Genomic DNA, 16,039 nt, shown 5'->3' with positions numbered 1-16,039 from the left:
CGTGCGTCCGGACGGTCAGCGCGGCGCGGCGTCCCGGCGCTGCTTGAGCAGCCCGGCGGCGGTGAGCAGCGCGACCAGCACGCCGGCCGCGTACAGCTGCTGGCGGTTGCCCTCGGTGGTGGTCATCAGGGCCAGGATGCCCGCCACGGCGGCCATCGCGATCCAGGTCAGGTACGGGTAGCCCCACATCTTCACGGTGAGCAGCTCGGGCTCCTCGTGCTCCAGCCGGCGGCGCATCCGCAGCTGGACCACGCAGATGAACAGCCAGACCACCAGGATCGCCACGCCGGTGGTGTTCATCAGCCAGGTGAACACCGTCTCCGGCCAGAACTTCGCGGCCAGCACGGCGCCGAAGCCGAACAGGCAGGAGGCCAGCACGGCCCTGCGCGGCACCCCGCCGCTGACCTTGGCCAGCGCCCTGGGGCCCTGGCCGCGGCCGACCAGCGAGTACGCCATCCGGGAGGCGCCGTAGATGTTGGCGTTCATCGCGGACAGCAGCGCGACCAGCACCACCACCTGCATGATCGTCCCGGCGCCGGCCACCCCGAGGTGGCGCAGCACGGTGACGTACGGGCCGTCGGCGACGACCGCCGGGTCCTTCCAGGAGACCAGGGTGACGACCAGGGCCATCGAGCCGATGTAGAAGATCGCGATCCGCCACACCGCGGTGCGCACGGCGTTGGCGACGTTCTTCTTGGGGTCGTCGGACTCGGCGGCGGCGATGGTCACGGTCTCCAGACCGCCGTACGCGAAGACCGAGGCGAGCAGGCCGACGATCAGCCCGCTGACGCCGGTGGGCAGGAAGCCGCCGTGGCCGGTCAGGTTCTCGGTGCCGGGGGCGCCGGGGCCGATCACGCCGGCGATGCCGAGCCCGCCGAGGACCAGGAAGGCGATGATCGCGGCGATCTTGATCGCGGCGAACCAGAACTCGAACTCGCCGAAGTTCTTCACCGCGGTGAGGTTGCTGACGCAGAAGAAGACCATGAAGAGGCCGACCCAGACCCAGGCGGAGACGCCGGGCACCCAGCCGTTGACGATCTTCCCGGCGGCGGTGGCCTCGGCGGCGACGCCGCAGCAGAGCATCACCCAGTACATCCAGCCGGCCGTGATCCCGGCCCAGGGGCCGATCTCCTTCTCGGCGTGCACCGAGAACGAGCCGGAGGCGGGGCGGGCGGCGGACATCTCTCCGAGCATCCGCATGATCAGCATGACCAGGAGGCCGGAGAGCGTGAACGCCAGGATGATCGCCGGGCCGGCGGCCGCGATGCCGGCGCCGGAGCCCACGAAGAGGCCCGCGCCGATCACCCCGCCGAGGGCGATCATGGACAGGTGGCGCTGCTTCAGGCCGTGGGTGAGCTGCTGGCCACCCGACGCCGGTTCTGCGGCCGTGTCGTCGGGGGTCCCGGTCGCCGGAGGCGCGGAGGTGGGGGCCATAGGGGTGGATCCAGACTTTGCGGAATGCGACATGAGCTGTCCAATATCCGGCGACCCCCCTGTCCATGCCAATAATGACCGACCCCGGACCACCATGCGGACCGGAACGGAACCCATCGCGACCAGATCGTGACCGAGTGTGGCGACGGGCCGGTTCCGACAACGTCCGAGGGCGGGGGTTTGTCTGAATCCGCGGCGTTCGCGCAGTGGATCACCGCGTAGGTTCACAGGTGTTCACTCACCTGGACCTCCCGGAGGAAACCCCGATGGCCACTGCCACCACCCCGATACCGCGTCGCGCCGTCCTCGCCGACCTGCTGCCCGCCGCCTCCACCCGCCTCGGCGCCCAGGCCCGCGACCTGGCCCTGGTGGCCGGCGGCGCCGCGCTGACCGGCGTGGCCGCCCAGCTCTCGGTGAACGTCCCCGGCTCGCCGGTGCCGGTCACCGGCCAGACCTTCGCCGCCCTGCTGGTCGGCACCGCGCTCGGGGCCCGCCGCGGCGTCGCCGCGCTCGCGCTCTACCTGCTGGCCGGCATGGCGGGCCTGCCCTGGTTCGCCGAGGGCACGTCGGGCTGGGCGATGCCCTCCTTCGGCTACGTGCTCGGCTTCGTCCTCGCCGCCGCCCTGACCGGCGCGCTGGCCCGCCGCGGGGCCGACCGCACCCCGGTCCACACCGCCGTCACCATGGTCCTCGGCAGCCTCGCCATCTACGCGGTCGGCGTCCCGTACCTGGCCGCGACGCTGCACGTGTCGCTCGCCCGCGCCGCCGAACTCGGTCTCTACCCGTACCTGGTCGGCGACGCCCTCAAGGCCGCCTTCGCGGCCGGCGCCCTGCCGCTGGCCTGGAAGCTGCTCGGCCGGCGCTGAGCGCGCCGCCTGTGGAGTCCGGGCGCACGCGCATGCCACACTCATCCGCATGCGCGTGTACCTGGGCTCCGACCATGCCGGATTCGATCTGAAGAACCACCTCGTCGAGTGGCTGAAGGGGGCCGGCCACGAGCCGGTCGACTGCGGGCCGCACATCTACGACGCCGAGGACGACTACCCGCCGTTCTGCCTGCGGGCCGCCGAGCGCACCGCCGCCGACGAGGACGCCCTGGGCATCGTGATCGGCGGCTCGGGCAACGGCGAGGCGATCGCCGCCAACAAGGTCAAGGGCGTCCGGGCCGCGCTGGCCTGGAGCGTGCAGACCGCCGAGCTCGGCCGCCAGCACAACAACGCCAACGTGATCTCCATCGGCGGCCGCATGCACACGCAGGAGGAGGCCACCGAGTTCGTCGAGGTCTTCCTCAAGACCCCGTACAGCGGCGAGCCCCGGCACACCCGCCGGATCGAGATGCTGAGCGAGTACGAGACCACCGGCGAACTCCCGCCGATCCCGGCCCACCACCCGCAGGGCTGATCCCGCCACCCACCCTCCCCGACGGCCGGCCGCACACCCCGTGCGACCGGCCGCCGTCGTGTCCGGGCGGCCCCGGCGCGCCGCGCGGAGGGCGCGGAACAGCCGCCCCGCGCCTGTGGGATCGGCCACAGGCCCCGGCGTCCGGACACCCCCGCGCGCGGGGCGCACGCGTCGACCGCACGCTGCGTACGCCCAACCCGGGTACGCCTCCTGACGGCACGACCGCACCCGCGCCGATCGGCCGAAACCCGCTGGACGCCCCGCGCCCGGGCACGGCTGTCCGCCCCCGGCCCGTCGACGCCGGGCGGTACCCGTGGATAGGGTCGGACCCCATGGCTGGCAGAGCGCCGGGCACACCGCCCCAGACGACTGCGACGAGGCCCGGCGCCGCCCCGGCGTCCGAGTCCGTGACGGCCCGGTTGCGCAAGAGGGTCCGCCGGGTCCGCCGAAGGCTGCGCACAGCCGGGGTGGACTACTTCCGCGGCGGCGCCGCCGACTGGCCGGTGCTCTGCGCGCTCGCCCTGCTCGTCCCGATGCTGATCCTGCTCAACATCTGGATCCCCGGCTGGGCCCCGCCCACCTCCCTGGTCCTGCCGATCCTGGCCGGCGCCCTGCTGCTGCGCCCCGGCAGCCTGGTGGTGCTCTACGCGCTGGCCGCGCTCGGCCTCTCCTCCGAGTCCGTGATCCACACCGGCCAGCGGGTCGCCAGCGACAACCCCGAGGCCTACACCTACGGCGTGACCCCGGGCGCGGCCCTGGTGGTCGGCGCCGCCGGGGTGGGCGGCCTGCTGCTCGCCCAGTTCCGGGCCAGGGTCGGCGTGCCCTGGTGGGGCGGCTCCACCATGCTGTTCGACCTGCGCGAGCGGCTGCGGGTGCAGAGCCGGGTGCCCGAACTGCCGGACGGCTGGCACGCGGACATGGCGCTGCGCCCGGCCGGCGGCCAGTCCTTCTCCGGGGACTTCGTGGTCGCCGCCCGCACCGGCCCCGGCCGGCGGCTGCTGGAGGTGGTCCTCGCGGACGTCTCCGGCAAGGGCATGGACGCCGGCTCACGGGCCCTGCTGCTCTCCGGGGCCTTCGGCGGCCTGGTCGGCTCGCTGCCCGCGCACGACTTCCTGCCCGCCGCCAACGGCTACCTGCTGCGCCAGTCCTGGGAGGAGGGCTTCGCCACCGCCGTCCACCTGGTGCTGGACCTGGACACCGGCGAGTACGAGCTGCTCTCGGCCGGCCACCTGCCGGGCATGCAGCGGCTGGCGGGGGAGGGGCGCTGGGAGGTCAAGGAGGCCGAGGGCCCGCTGCTCGGGATCTACGACGGCGCCAAGTTCGAGGGCGTGCGCGGCCGGCTGAACCGGGGCGACGTGCTGATGCTGTGCACCGACGGCATGGTCGAGGCGCCGGGCCGGGACCTCGCGGAGGGCATGGACCGGCTGATGGGGGAGGCGGACCGGCTGGTCCCCGGCGGTGGCCCCGGCACCGGAGTGGGCGCCGCGGCCGGACTGATCGAGACGGTCGCCAGGGACATCAACGACGACCGGGCGGTGCTGCTGCTCTGGCGCGACTGACGCCCGCCGGCCCGGTTCGGGGGCACATGCCGCAGGCAGCCGCAACTGTCAAGCCTGGCAGCTGATCTTCAGCCAAATCGGATGCCCCGTCGACTGACCGGACCAGTGGCTTCCGTTACCCGCCCCCGACCGCTTCCCGGCCGCTCAGCACGCCCCGCCGACGATTCGTCAGGACGGCTCCGCTATCGTCCCGGTCGGCGGAAACTCGTCTCGCATCGCAGGATATCGGCGTTGGGCTGACTGTCAGACCTTTACGCAATCGGCACGGTCGACCACACTGAGTCCGGGCGGGACTGTTCAGGATTCGGGGGATGGGGGGCGTCACGTGCGGCACGACAGACAGCGGTCGACCGTGGGCTCCCTCACCGGCTGGTGTGCCGGACGGTCCGCGATTCCGCCTCGGGACCGTCGGACAGGCCGGGGTCCGGCTTTCGCAGGTGCCGCCGGGCGGCGGCACCCCGCTATGAAAACGAGGAAGTGAGTCCGGGTGGCACTCTCCGTCTCCGCTCTGGTCCTGTTCGCGATCCTGTGCATCATCTTCATCCGCAACAAGCAGCTGAAGATCGCGCACGGCATCGTCGCCGCCCTGTTCGGCTTCATGCTGCACGAGACCACCGTCGCCGGTTCCATCAACTCCCTGCTGTCCAACCTCGCGCACAGCATCTCCAGCATCACCGGCGGCTGACCGGGCGGGCCGTCCGTGCCCCCGCCGAGGGGGTCACCGGCCGGTCCGTCTGGCTTCCCGCCAGCGAGCGAACAGTCCCCGGGGGCGTGCCGCCGCCGGGGGCGGGACACGCGTCGGCGCGGGTGCCCCGGCGCCCGCCGCCGCGGCCTGCTCCGGTGCCGTCGGCTCGGTCGTCAACAGGACGAACAGGCGTGCCCAGCACAGTCGTTCGCCCCGGGGCCAGTCCAGCGCGCGCAGCGCCGCCGACGCCGCCTCCGACACCTCGCCGCCCACCCTGACCTCGGCGACGTCGTCCCCCGCCTTCCCGCCCAGGAAGAGCTTGACGCCCACCGGGCCCGGCCCGGTCAACTCCGCGCGCAGCGCGGGCGCCAGGGCCGGCAGCACCCGGTGCCCGGCCAGCCAGCGCGCCAGGTGCTCGTTGCCGAAGCCGAACACCGCGGCCGGCCCCTGCACCGCGTGCCAGCCGGGGAGCCCGGGCAGGTCCTCGTGGCCGGCCCGCGCCTCGCGGTGCTCCGGCGGCTCGACCAGCACCGAGGCGGTGGTGGTCGCCCACATCCGCACGGCGTTGGCGAGCTTCTCCTCCTCGGTCTTGCCGAGGCCGGCCGCGCAGTCCCACACCACCGGGGCGTCCGCCCGGCCCAGGTGCAGCACGAAGCCGAGGTCCACGTGCCCGGCGCCGTCGTCCCCGGGGTGCTCGCGCACCGCCACCGCCGTGGTTCCGGGGCCGCGGACCACCTCGCCGTCCGGGTGGAAGACCTGGCCGAGGCGCGCCATCTCCAGGACCACGCAGCGCTGTATGACGGCCAGTCGCTCCTGCGGACCCACCGGGACTCCTCCATCTGGGGAGCGCGGCGGCTGAGGTCGCGCTCGAACTGCGCTCGAACTGCGCTCGAACGCCGCCGAGGCTATCGGCCCGACAGCCCGCCGGGAAACCAGTCGGACAGCACGGTCCTCCGGTCGCGGAAATGTCGTGTATGCCCCACTTTGGGCAGCGGAACCTGAAGGCCGTCCGCCCGGAGACCCGCATGCCCCGCAGCACCGCCCCGACCCCGCCCGCCCTCCTCGCCCCCGCCCCGACCCCGCTCGGGCACGGCCCCGCCGGCACCGGCCTGGTCGCCGAGATCGAGGCCTACCTCGCCTCGCTGCCCGCCCCCGCGCGCACCCCGGCGCCGTACGTCTGCCCGTACGGCAGCACCCCGCGGCCCTGGCACGCCGACCACCCGGCGCCCCGGGCCACCCTGCTCGACCGGGCGCTGGGCCGGCCCGCCCGCCCCGTCCCGGTCACCGCGGCCGGCCACCTCGGGCTCGCCTCCCGCTACATCGGGGCGTACGGCTGGCTCCAGGGCGCGATGTGGGACGAGGCCGGCCGGGTCTGCCTGCTCGGTGCGCAGGCCGCCGTCCTGGCCCACGGCTACGGCACCCCGGCCACCGTCCGCACCGCCAGGGTCCAGCTGATGGAGGTGCTGCACGCCACCGGCCGCCCGGCGCGCTCCCCGGACGAGTTCAACGACCGCCCGACCACCCGGGAGGGCGACATCCACCAGCTGCTGGACCGGGCCGCCGCCCGGGCCGCCCGGCTCGGCCTCTGAGGGTGCGCAGTCGCCGGCGGCCCCGGAAACGTCGACGGCCCCGGTGCGCTGGGCACACCGGGGCCGGACCGAAGAGCGGGCGACGAGAATCGAACTCGCGTGACTAGTTTGGAAGACTAGGGCTCTACCATTGAGCTACGCCCGCACGACGCTCCCAGCCGTCACCGGCCGGAAGTTCGGGGGACAGCCTACCTGGTCCGACCGCCGGAGCGCACCCCGGATCCCACACACCCCCTGCGCGCCCGCGCGGTGTATGTCGCGGTCGCGCCCGCGCGGAAACTGGCGGCGAGCCGTGCAGGCCCGGCGTGTACGCTTCCTCTCGGCACCACGGGGTGTGGCGCAGTTTGGTAGCGCGTCCGCTTTGGGAGCGGAAGGCCGTCGGTTCGAATCCGGTCACCCCGACAGTGCGGCAGGGTCTCGCCCACCGGGGCGGGGCCCTGTTCTGTGTGGGAGCCCCGTCATGGCGGTACGGTGGCGCCTGGCGTCCGCCTTTGGTGGTACCGGTAGGATGGAGCGCTGGCGGTAGTCCCTGTGGCGTCAACCCAGGTCAACCGCACGAGGGCGAGGAGTCAAGCTCACCGTCCACCCCACGGGAGATGCAGCTCCAACCGCCCATCGCCCGTCTCGTCCGACCCCCCTTCCGGCTCCGGCCGGGCGATGGGGACGGGCGGAGACAACCTGACCGCAAGCCCCTAGGAGACCTAACCGTGAAGAGCGCCGTCGAGACTCTGAACCCGACCCGGGTTCGACTCACCGTCGAGGTGCCCTTCGAGGAGCTCAAGCCCAGCCTCGACGCGGCGTACAAGAAGATCAACCAGCAGGTCTCGGTCCCGGGCTTCCGCAAGGGCAAGATCCCGAACCGGGTCATCGACCAGCGCTTCGGCCGTGGTGCCGTGCTGGAGGAGGCCGTCAACGACGCCCTGCCGCGCTTCTACACGCAGGCCGTCGACGAGGTCAAGATCGAGGTCCTCGGCCAGCCCGACATCACCAACATCGAGGGTGTCGAGAAGATCGCCGACGGCGGTGACCTGAAGTTCACCGCCGAGGTGGACGTCCGTCCGGAGGTCACCCTGCCGGAGTTCTCCTCCATCGAGGTGACCGTCGACCCGATCGCGGTCTCCGACGAGGACATCGAGAAGTCGCTGGAGCAGCTGCGCGAGCGCTTCTCCTCGGTCAAGGACGTCGAGCGCGCGGCCGCCGAAGGCGACATCGTCGTCGTGGACCTGGTTGCCAAGGTCGACGGCGAGGTGCCGGAGGACGGCACCGCCAACGGCGTCAGCTACGAGATCGGCTCGGGCCGTCTGATCGACGGCATCGACGAGGCCGTTCTCGGCCTGTCGGCCGGCGACGAGAAGACCTTCGAGACCGAGCTCAAGGGTGGCACCCAGGCGGGCAAGACCTCCGAGGTCACCGTCACCGTCACCGCCGTCCAGGAGAAGGAGCTGCCGGAGCTGGACGACGAGTTCGCCCAGCTGGCCAGCGAGTTCGACTCCCTGGAGGACCTGCGCGCCGACTCCCGCAAGCGCCTCGAGCGCATGAAGGAGTACGACCAGGCCACCCAGGCCCAGGAGAAGGTCCTGGACGCGCTGCTCACGCTGGTTGAGATCGAGTACCCCGAGAAGCTTCTCAAGGACGAGGTCGAGACCCGCAAGCACAACGTGGAGCACCACCAGCTCCAGCCGATGGGCCTCACCATCGACGCCTACCTGGAGACCCAGGGCAAGACCCACGAGGAGTGGGACGCGGAGATCGAGGAGCAGGCGAAGAAGGGCATCAAGACCCAGTTCGTCCTGGACCAGATCGTCGCGAACGAGGAGCTGGGTGTGAACCAGGAGGAGCTCACCGAGCACCTCATCCGCCGCGCCGCCGGCTCGGGCCTCACCCCGGACCAGTTCGCCCAGCAGGTCGTCCAGGGCGGCCAGGTTCCGCTGCTGGTCGGCGAGGTCGCCCGCGGCAAGGCGCTGGCCACCGTGGTCGAGGCCGCCAAGGTCGTCGACACCGAGGGCAACGAGGTCAGCTTCGACGACGAGGACGAGACGGGCGAGACCGTCGAGGCCGCCGCCGACGAGGCCGCCGAGGAGAAGACCGAGGCCTGAGTGCCCCGGTAGCCCCCTGAGGCAACCCAGCGGGCCCGGACGCCGTACGGTGTCCGGGCCCGCTGTCGTCCCCTCCGGGCCCGCCGCGACCCTGCGCTCACAGCGAACAGTTCTGCGTGAGGGATTCTGCGGCCCGGCCTGCGCGTTAGGGTCCTTGGACAGCACCAATCACGACGTGATACCCGGAAGCTGTGCGACATCGTGAGAGCCGCGGAACGGCCCTCCAAATCGACTGAGCAGGTGGCTAAGTGACGTTCCCGCAGATGCAGATGCCTGGCCCGATGGCGCCGCACGCCGCCGCTGGTGACGTGCTCGGCGGTCTTGGCGACCAGGTCTACAACCGGCTGCTCAACGAGCGGATCATCTTCCTCGGCCAGCAGGTCGACGACGACATCGCCAACAAGATCACCGCCCAGCTGCTCCTGCTGGCCGCGGACCCGGACAAGGACATCTTCCTTTACATCAACTCTCCGGGTGGCTCGATCTCCGCGGGCATGGCGATCTACGACACCATGCAGTACATCAAGAACGACGTCGTCACCATCGCGATGGGCATGGCCGCCTCGATGGGCCAGTTCCTGCTGACCGCGGGCGCCAAGGGCAAGCGCTTCTCGCTGCCGAACGCCAACATCCTGATGCACCAGCCCTCCGCGGGCCTGGGCGGCTCCGCCACCGACATCCGGATCCAGGCCGAGCAGCTGCTCCGTACCAAGAAGCGGATGTCCGAGCTGATCGCCCACCACAGCGGCCAGTCCTTCGAGCAGATCACCAGGGACTCGGACCGCGACCGCTGGTTCACCCCGGAGGAGGCCCTGGAGTACGGCCTCATCGACGCGATCATGCACAGCGCCGCGGACGTCCCCGGCGGCGGCGGCACGGGCGCTGCCTGAGCCCCGGCCCGCCAGACCACAGCCCCAACGCCCCGGAGGACAAGGACCCCCATGAACATCCCCAGCCTGTCGGCCGCCAAGGCCCGCGTCGAGGACATGCGCGCCGAGGGCCGTTACATCGTCCCGCGCTTCGTCGAGCGCACCACGCAGGGCATCCGCGAGTACGACCCGTACGCCAAGCTGTTCGAGGAGCGCATCATCTTCCTCGGCTCGCAGGTGGACGACGTCTCGGCGAACGACATCATGGCGCAGCTGCTGTGCCTGGAGTCGATGGACCCGGACCGCGAGATCCAGATGTACATCAACTCGCCCGGCGGCTCGTTCACGGCCCTGACGGCCATCTACGACACCATGCAGTACGTGAAGCCGGACATCACCACGGTCTGCATGGGCCAGGCGGCCTCCGCCGCGGCCGTGCTGCTCGCCGCCGGCACCCCCGGCAAGCGGATGGCGCTGCCGAACGCCCGGATCCTGATCCACCAGCCGTACACCGAGACCGGCCGCGGTCAGGTGTCCGACCTGGAGATCCAGGCCAAGGAGATCTTCCGGATGCGCGAGCAACTGGAGCAGATGCTCTCCAAGCACTCCAACAAGTCGGTGGAGCAGGTGCGCGAGGACATCGAGCGCGACAAGATCCTGACCGCCGACGAGGCCGCCGAGTACGGCCTGGTCGACCAGATCATCTCCACCCGCAAGACCTCGCTGACCTCCTGAGGCCGGCTCCCTCCCGGCCCGTCATCGGACCGGAGGGGCCCATCGGGGCGGGGTGCGCACCCGGGTGCGCACCCCGCCCCGGCCCGTGGGCGGGTCCGTGCGACGGCATCTGTTCGGTATCAATTCGCCCAGGGCGTAGGGCAGACCTGGCGAAGAGGACGGAATCACGGGCCCGACAGAGTACCGTCGGATACCGAGACCGAGCGCCCTCGGCGTTGACGGTCCACAGCACCAGGCCCCGGAACCCTGCGGGGCCCCTGGCGAAGGGGAAGCACCTCGTGGCACGCATCGGAGACGGTGGCGACCTGCTCAAGTGCTCGTTCTGCGGCAAGTCGCAGAAGCAGGTGAAGAAGCTGATCGCCGGCCCAGGCGTGTACATCTGCGACGAGTGCATCGACTTGTGCAACGAGATCATCGAGGAGGAACTCGCCGAGACCTCCGAGGTGCGCTTCGAGGAACTCCCGAAGCCGCGCGAGATCTACGAGTTCCTGGACCAGTACGTGGTCGGCCAGGACCTCGCCAAGAAGGCGCTGTCGGTGGCCGTCTACAACCACTACAAGCGTGTCCAGGCGGGTGAGGCGGGCCGCAGCGGCGGAAACGGCCGCGAGGACGCCATCGAGCTGGCCAAGTCCAACATCCTGCTGCTGGGCCCCACCGGCTCCGGCAAGACGCTGCTGGCGCAGACCCTGGCCCGGATGCTCAACGTGCCGTTCGCGATCGCGGACGCCACCGCGCTGACCGAGGCCGGCTACGTCGGCGAGGACGTCGAGAACATCCTGCTCAAGCTGATCCAGGCGGCCGACTACGACGTCAAGAAGGCCGAGACCGGGATCATCTACATCGACGAGATCGACAAGGTCGCGCGCAAGAGCGAGAACCCGTCGATCACCCGGGACGTCTCCGGCGAGGGTGTGCAGCAGGCCCTGCTGAAGATCCTGGAGGGCACCACCGCCTCGGTGCCGCCGCAGGGCGGGCGCAAGCACCCGCACCAGGAGTTCATCCAGATCGACACCACCAACGTGCTGTTCATCGTCGGCGGCGCGTTCGCCGGCCTGGAGCGGATCATCGAGGGCCGCGCGGGTGCCAAGGGCATCGGTTTCGGCGCCAACATCCGCTCCAAGCGGGAGTCGGACGCCAGCGACCACTTCCGCCAGGTGATGCCCGAGGACCTGGTGAAGTTCGGCATGATCCCCGAGTTCATCGGCCGTCTGCCGGTGATCACCAGCGTCCACAACCTGGACCGCGAGGCGCTGCTCCAGATCCTCACCGAGCCGCGCAACGCGCTGGTCAAGCAGTACCGCAAGCTGTTCGAACTGGACGGCGTGGAGCTGGAGTTCTCCCGGGACGCGCTGGAGGCGATCGCCGACCAGGCGATCCTGCGCGGCACCGGCGCGCGCGGGCTGCGGGCCATCATGGAGGAGGTGCTGATGTCCGTGATGTACGAGGTGCCCTCGCGTCAGGACGTCGCCCGCGTGGTGGTCACCGGGGACGTGGTCTCCAAGCACGCCATCCCCACCCTGGTGCCGCGCGACATGATCAAGCGCGAGCGCCGGGAGAAGAGCGCCTGACCCTGGGCTTCGCACGCGGGAGGGCCTCGCACCGATCCGGTGCGAGGCCCTCCCGCGTGCGCGGCCGGGAGCCAGGGTCGGCTACTTGGCGGTCTTCGTGGTGTCGCGGATCGTCCGGGTCTTCTCGGCGGCCTGGGCGGGGGTGAGGGCCGAGCCGCCGACACCGCCCGCCGTGACGCTGACCTTGGTGAAGGTCACCCGGGCGTAGGTCGACTTGTCCGCCCAGACGCAGACCGTGGACTGGGTCTTGCCGGACAGCAGCGAGTAGACGCCGCAGGAGAGCCGGCCCGAGGAGGCGGCGGCTGGCCGTACTGGGGTTGGCCGTACTGCGGCTGGGGCGCCCCGTAGGGCTGCTGCGGCTGGCCGTAGTGCGGTGGCGGGCCCCCGTGCGGCTGCTGCCTGTCCCTGCGGATACTGCTGTCCCTGGCCGTACATCTGCCTCCGTGCTCCCCGCCGCACCCGCGGCCTGTGGTGTGTCGAGTCGTTCGGTGCCCGTCCGGTCCGCCGGACGAGTGCCCGGGCACGCTACCGCACGGTGCCCGGTGCGGGCCCGGCCGGGCGTGGCGGCTCCGCGGGCCGAAAGCCGTTCGTGACCCGGTCCTCCGGTTACGTAAACTGTGCGTCGTGACCGACACGACGAACCAGCGCCCCGTGAGCACCTTTGCCGGGGACGAAGCAGCAACCCTCCCGACGACCTACACCCCCGCGGACGTAGAGGGCGAGCTGTACGAGCGCTGGGTGGACCGTGGCTACTTCACGGCGGACGCGAAGAGCGACAAGCCCGCCTACACCATCGTCATCCCGCCGCCGAACGTCACCGGCGCCCTGCACCTGGGCCACGCCTTCCAGCACACGCTGATGGACGCGCTGACCCGCCGCAAGCGCATGCAGGGCTACGAGACGCTTTGGCTGCCGGGCATGGACCACGCCGGCATCGCCACCCAGAACAAGGTCGAGCAGCAGCTCGCCGAGTCCGGCCTGTCCCGGCACGACCTGGGCCGCGAGGCCTTCGTCGAGAAGGTCTGGGAGTGGAAGAAGAGCTACGGCGGCCGCATCCTCGGCCAGATGCGCCGCCTCGGCGACGGCGTGGACTGGTCCCGCGAGCGCTTCACCATGGACGAGGGCCTCTCCCAGTCCGTCCAGACCATCTTCAAGCGGCTCTTCGACGACGGCCTGATCTACCGCGCCGAGCGCATCATCAACTGGTGCCCGCGCTGCCTCACCGCGCTGTCCGACATCGAGGTGGAGCACGAGGAGACGCCGGGCGAGCTGGTCTCGATCCGTTACGGCGAGGGCGACGACTCGATCATCGTCGCCACCACCCGGGCCGAGACGATGCTGGGCGACACCGCGGTGGCCGTCCACCCGGAGGACGAGCGCTACCGTCACCTGGTCGGCCGCACCATCAAGCTGCCGCTGACCGACCGCGAGATCCCGGTCGTCGCGGACGAGCACGTCGACCCGGAGTTCGGCACCGGCGCCGTCAAGGTGACGCCCGCGCACGACCCGAACGACTTCGCCATCGGCCAGCGCCACGACCTGCCCAACCTGACCGTGATGGACGATCGCGGTGCGATCACCGTGCACGGTCCCTTCCTCGGCATGGACCGACTGGAGGCCCGCTCGGCCGTCGTCGGCGCGCTGCGCGAGCAGGGCCGGATCGTCGCCGAGAAGCGCCCGTACATGCACGCCGTGGGCCACTGCTCGCGCTGCCACACCGTGGTCGAGCCGCGGCTGTCGCTCCAGTGGTGGGTCAAGGTCGAGCCGCTGGCCAGGGCCGCCGGCGACGCCGTCCGCGACGGCAAGGTGGAGATCCACCCGAAGGAGCTGGAGCGCCGCTACTTCGACTGGGTCGACAACATGTACGACTGGTGCATCTCGCGCCAGCTCTGGTGGGGCCACCGGATCCCGGTCTGGTACGGCCCGGAGGGCGAGGTCGTCTGCGTCGGACCGGACGAGCAGCCGCCGACCGGCGAGGGCTGGGTCCAGGACCCGGACGTCCTGGACACCTGGTTCTCCTCCGGCCTGTGGCCGTTCTCCACGCTCGGCTGGCCGGAGAAGACCGCCGACCTGGAGAAGTTCTACCCGACCGACGTCCTGGTGACCGGCCACGACATCATCTTCTTCTGGGTCGCCCGGATGATGATGTTCGGCCTGTACGCGATGGACGGCGAGGCGCCGTTCAAGACCGTCGCCCTGACCGGTCTGGTGCGCGACGAGTTCGGCAAGAAGATGTCGAAGTCCTCCGGCACCGCGGTGGACCCGCTGGACTGGATGGACGCCTACGGCGCCGACGCCGTCCGCTTCACCCTGGCCGGCGGTGCCAACCCGGGCGCCGACGTGCCGATCGGCGAGGACTGGGTCAAGGGCTCGCGCAACTTCTGCAACAAGATCTGGAACGCGACCCGCTTCGCGCTGATGAACGGCGCCACCGCCGCGGGCCCGCTGCCCGCGCCGGAGGACATGACCGCGGTCGACCGCTGGATCCTGTCGCGGCTGAACGCCACCGTCGCCAAGGTGGACGCGCTGTACGACGACTTCCAGTTCGCCAAGGCCACGGACGCGCTGTACCACTTCGCCTGGGACGAGGTCTTCGACTGGTACGTCGAGCTCTCCAAGACCACCCTGGCCAAGGGCGGCCCGCAGGCGGACGCCTCGCGCCGGGTGCTCGGCGAGGTCCTGGACGTCACGCTGCGCCTGCTGCACCCGGTCGTCCCGTTCGTCACCGAGGCGCTGTGGACCACGCTCACCGGCGCCGAGTCGCTGGTCGTGGCCGAGTGGCCGAAGGACAGCGGCTACCGTGACGCGGCCGCCGAGTCGGAGATCGCCACGCTCCAGCAGGTGGTCACCGAGGTCCGCCGGTTCCGTTCGGACCAGGGCCTCCAGCCCGCGCAGCGCGTCCCGGCCCGGCTGGAGCTGACCGGCACCGTGCTCGCCGTCCACGAGGACGCGATCCGGTCGCTGCTGCGGCTGACCACCCCGGAGGAGGGCTTCGCGGCCACCGCCTCGCTGCCGGTCGCTGGTGCCACCGTCTCGCTGGACCTCTCCGGCACCATCGACGTCGCGGCCGAGCGCAAGCGCCTGGCCAAGGACCTCGCGGCCGCCGAGAAGGAGAAGACCCAGACCACCGCCAAGCTCGGCAACGAGGCGTTCCTCGCCAAGGCGCCGGACGAGGTGGTCGCCAAGATCCGCGGCCGCCAGGAGGCCGCCGAGGCCGACATCGCCCGGATCACCGCCCAGCTCGCGGCGCTGCCGCAGGGCTGATCCGCCGGACCGACCGGAGGGGCCGTACGCCGCGACGCGCGGGGTGCGGCCCCTCGGCGTTTTCCGGTACGGCTTCCGGGCGTTGCTTCAGGGGGGCGCTTTCGCTACGCCTAATAGCCCAGCGCCATTGCTCCCTTCCGGCGAATTATCATCCTGCGACCGGGTGAGGCCCTATTCCGAGCGAATTGATTCAGGTCTTGCCCGCGCGCGTTCGCGGAAGTTTTCAGGTCCGCTGTGTACCGTGTGCACGGAGTTTCCGAATGGGCGTTTCCGCTGAGCGTTCCTGCTGAGCGACGGACGGGAGGGCATGGCGTGGTGGTGACCCAGGAGTTGGCCGACGAACTGCCTGCCGAGGCGGTCGAGGAGGCCAAGGCCAGGGCGGCGACCCTGCTGCTCGCCTTCCGGCACGGGAACCAGCTCGCGTTCGACCAGGAGCTGGACCTGCTGCTCACCGAGCACGCCGAGCGCGAGGTGACCACCCTGCTCACCTGGATCGCCGCCGAGGCCGTCCGCAAGGCGTACGCCCCCGAGGTCGGTGACAAGGTGCTGCGGGCGATGGCCAGGCGGGCGCCGGACGACACCGGCGCGGTCGACGTGGACGAGGAGACCTCGAACGCCGCCCAGCTGATCGAGGCGGTGGCGGACGGCCGGGTGGCCGAGGTCCGCGGCCTGGTGGCGGCGACGCCGGACACCACCTTCCTGCTCGGCGGCCTGCTGCAGGGCGTCGCGATGATGCTGCCGCTGCTGCCCGAGGGCGAACTGGCCGAGATCACCGCCGAGTTGCGCCGTCGGCACGGCGGCGCCGCGCACGTGCCGGAGGCCCGGGCCGGGGTCTGAAC

Annotated in this window: 14 protein-coding genes and 2 tRNA genes; 12 read left to right on the top strand and 4 right to left on the bottom strand. The window is 71.4% G+C overall.

The window, feature by feature from the left end:
• Window positions 1-15: 15 nt before the first annotated feature.
• Window positions 16-1,434, bottom strand: coding sequence for an amino acid permease (locus ACZ7C5_RS35445; RefSeq protein ID WP_401077837.1), 1,419 nt, complete (start codon window positions 1,432-1,434; stop codon window positions 16-18).
• 266 nt (window positions 1,435-1,700) lie between these two features.
• Between ACZ7C5_RS35445 and ACZ7C5_RS35440 the strand changes: the two genes are divergently transcribed.
• From ACZ7C5_RS35440 to ACZ7C5_RS35425, 4 genes are all read left to right on the top strand, one after another.
• Window positions 1,701-2,300 (top strand): biotin transporter BioY, encoded by a 600-nt coding sequence (locus ACZ7C5_RS35440; RefSeq protein ID WP_470324249.1) that lies wholly within the window; start codon window positions 1,701-1,703, stop codon window positions 2,298-2,300.
• Window positions 2,301-2,349: 49 nt separating this feature from the next.
• The gene (locus ACZ7C5_RS35435; protein ID WP_188296583.1) at window positions 2,350-2,835 is read left to right on the top strand and encodes a ribose-5-phosphate isomerase; all 486 of its coding nucleotides are present in this window, start codon (window positions 2,350-2,352) and stop codon (window positions 2,833-2,835) included.
• A 419-nt stretch (window positions 2,836-3,254) separates the two neighbouring features.
• A complete protein-coding gene (locus ACZ7C5_RS35430; protein WP_470324248.1) occupies window positions 3,255-4,394 on the top strand; it encodes a PP2C family protein-serine/threonine phosphatase in 1,140 nt (379 codons plus the stop codon).
• Window positions 4,395-4,881: 487 nt separating this feature from the next.
• Window positions 4,882-5,079 (top strand): hypothetical protein, encoded by a 198-nt coding sequence (locus ACZ7C5_RS35425; RefSeq protein ID WP_188296581.1) that lies wholly within the window; start codon window positions 4,882-4,884, stop codon window positions 5,077-5,079.
• A 33-nt stretch (window positions 5,080-5,112) separates the two neighbouring features.
• On the opposite strand, the gene ACZ7C5_RS35420 is transcribed toward ACZ7C5_RS35425, so the two are convergent.
• The gene (locus tag ACZ7C5_RS35420; protein ID WP_470324247.1) at window positions 5,113-5,904 is read right to left on the bottom strand and encodes a DUF6348 family protein; all 792 of its coding nucleotides are present in this window, start codon (window positions 5,902-5,904) and stop codon (window positions 5,113-5,115) included.
• 200 nt (window positions 5,905-6,104) lie between these two features.
• Here ACZ7C5_RS35420 and ACZ7C5_RS35415 point away from each other — a divergent pair, with 200 nt between their 5' ends.
• Window positions 6,105-6,668 (top strand): DUF6197 family protein, encoded by a 564-nt coding sequence (locus ACZ7C5_RS35415; RefSeq protein WP_470324246.1) that lies wholly within the window; start codon window positions 6,105-6,107, stop codon window positions 6,666-6,668.
• 74 nt (window positions 6,669-6,742) lie between these two features.
• Here ACZ7C5_RS35415 and ACZ7C5_RS35410 read toward each other — a convergent pair.
• Window positions 6,743-6,813: transfer RNA gene (locus ACZ7C5_RS35410), tRNA-Gly, on the bottom strand.
• A 183-nt stretch (window positions 6,814-6,996) separates the two neighbouring features.
• On the opposite strand from ACZ7C5_RS35410, the gene ACZ7C5_RS35405 reads away from it, so the two are divergent.
• The 5 genes from ACZ7C5_RS35405 (at window position 6,997) to clpX (ending at window position 11,936) form a co-directional block, all read left to right on the top strand.
• Window positions 6,997-7,070 (top strand) — tRNA-Pro (locus tag ACZ7C5_RS35405).
• Window positions 7,071-7,375: 305 nt separating this feature from the next.
• Entirely contained in the window at window positions 7,376-8,764 is a 1,389-nt protein-coding gene (gene tig / locus ACZ7C5_RS35400; protein ID WP_401077852.1) for a trigger factor, read from the top strand.
• A 269-nt stretch (window positions 8,765-9,033) separates the two neighbouring features.
• Window positions 9,034-9,654: an ATP-dependent Clp protease proteolytic subunit gene (locus tag ACZ7C5_RS35395; protein WP_401079741.1), complete on the top strand. Its 621-nt coding sequence runs from the start codon at window positions 9,034-9,036 to the stop codon at window positions 9,652-9,654.
• A gap of 51 nt (window positions 9,655-9,705) precedes the next feature.
• A complete protein-coding gene (locus ACZ7C5_RS35390) occupies window positions 9,706-10,368 on the top strand; it encodes an ATP-dependent Clp protease proteolytic subunit (RefSeq protein WP_188296577.1) in 663 nt (220 codons plus the stop codon).
• 278 nt (window positions 10,369-10,646) lie between these two features.
• Window positions 10,647-11,936 (top strand): ATP-dependent Clp protease ATP-binding subunit ClpX, encoded by a 1,290-nt coding sequence (gene clpX, locus ACZ7C5_RS35385; RefSeq protein WP_045696864.1) that lies wholly within the window; start codon window positions 10,647-10,649, stop codon window positions 11,934-11,936.
• 81 nt (window positions 11,937-12,017) lie between these two features.
• Here the strand turns inward: clpX and ACZ7C5_RS35380 are convergent, their stop codons facing one another.
• The gene (locus ACZ7C5_RS35380) at window positions 12,018-12,371 is read right to left on the bottom strand and encodes a hypothetical protein (protein WP_470324245.1); all 354 of its coding nucleotides are present in this window, start codon (window positions 12,369-12,371) and stop codon (window positions 12,018-12,020) included.
• A 189-nt stretch (window positions 12,372-12,560) separates the two neighbouring features.
• Here ACZ7C5_RS35380 and ACZ7C5_RS35375 point away from each other — a divergent pair, with 189 nt between their 5' ends.
• Together ACZ7C5_RS35375 and ACZ7C5_RS35370 are read left to right on the top strand one after the other, a co-directional pair.
• A complete protein-coding gene (locus ACZ7C5_RS35375; RefSeq protein ID WP_401077858.1) occupies window positions 12,561-15,200 on the top strand; it encodes a valine--tRNA ligase in 2,640 nt (879 codons plus the stop codon).
• Between the two features lie 312 nt (window positions 15,201-15,512).
• Window positions 15,513-16,037 (top strand): hypothetical protein, encoded by a 525-nt coding sequence (locus ACZ7C5_RS35370; RefSeq protein ID WP_401077861.1) that lies wholly within the window; start codon window positions 15,513-15,515, stop codon window positions 16,035-16,037.
• Window positions 16,038-16,039: the final 2 nt, after the last annotated feature.

The organism is Kitasatospora sp. NPDC036993 (genome assembly GCF_055607525.1).
Note: the sequence above shows the minus strand (reverse complement) of the source record. Positions and strands in the feature narration are given on the sequence as shown.

Coding starts and splice junctions, on each gene's coding strand:
- ACZ7C5_RS35445 (WP_401077837.1), bottom strand. CDS start 1,434: ATGGCCCCCACCTCCGCGCCTCCGGCGACCGGGACCCCCGACGACACG.
- ACZ7C5_RS35440 (WP_470324249.1), top strand. CDS start 1,701: ATGGCCACTGCCACCACCCCGATACCGCGTCGCGCCGTCCTCGCCGAC.
- ACZ7C5_RS35435 (WP_188296583.1), top strand. CDS start 2,350: ATGCGCGTGTACCTGGGCTCCGACCATGCCGGATTCGATCTGAAGAAC.
- ACZ7C5_RS35415 (WP_470324246.1), top strand. CDS start 6,105: ATGCCCCGCAGCACCGCCCCGACCCCGCCCGCCCTCCTCGCCCCCGCC.
- ACZ7C5_RS35395 (WP_401079741.1), top strand. CDS start 9,034: ATGCCTGGCCCGATGGCGCCGCACGCCGCCGCTGGTGACGTGCTCGGC.
- ACZ7C5_RS35390 (WP_188296577.1), top strand. CDS start 9,706: ATGAACATCCCCAGCCTGTCGGCCGCCAAGGCCCGCGTCGAGGACATG.
- ACZ7C5_RS35380 (WP_470324245.1), bottom strand. CDS start 12,371: ATGTACGGCCAGGGACAGCAGTATCCGCAGGGACAGGCAGCAGCCGCA.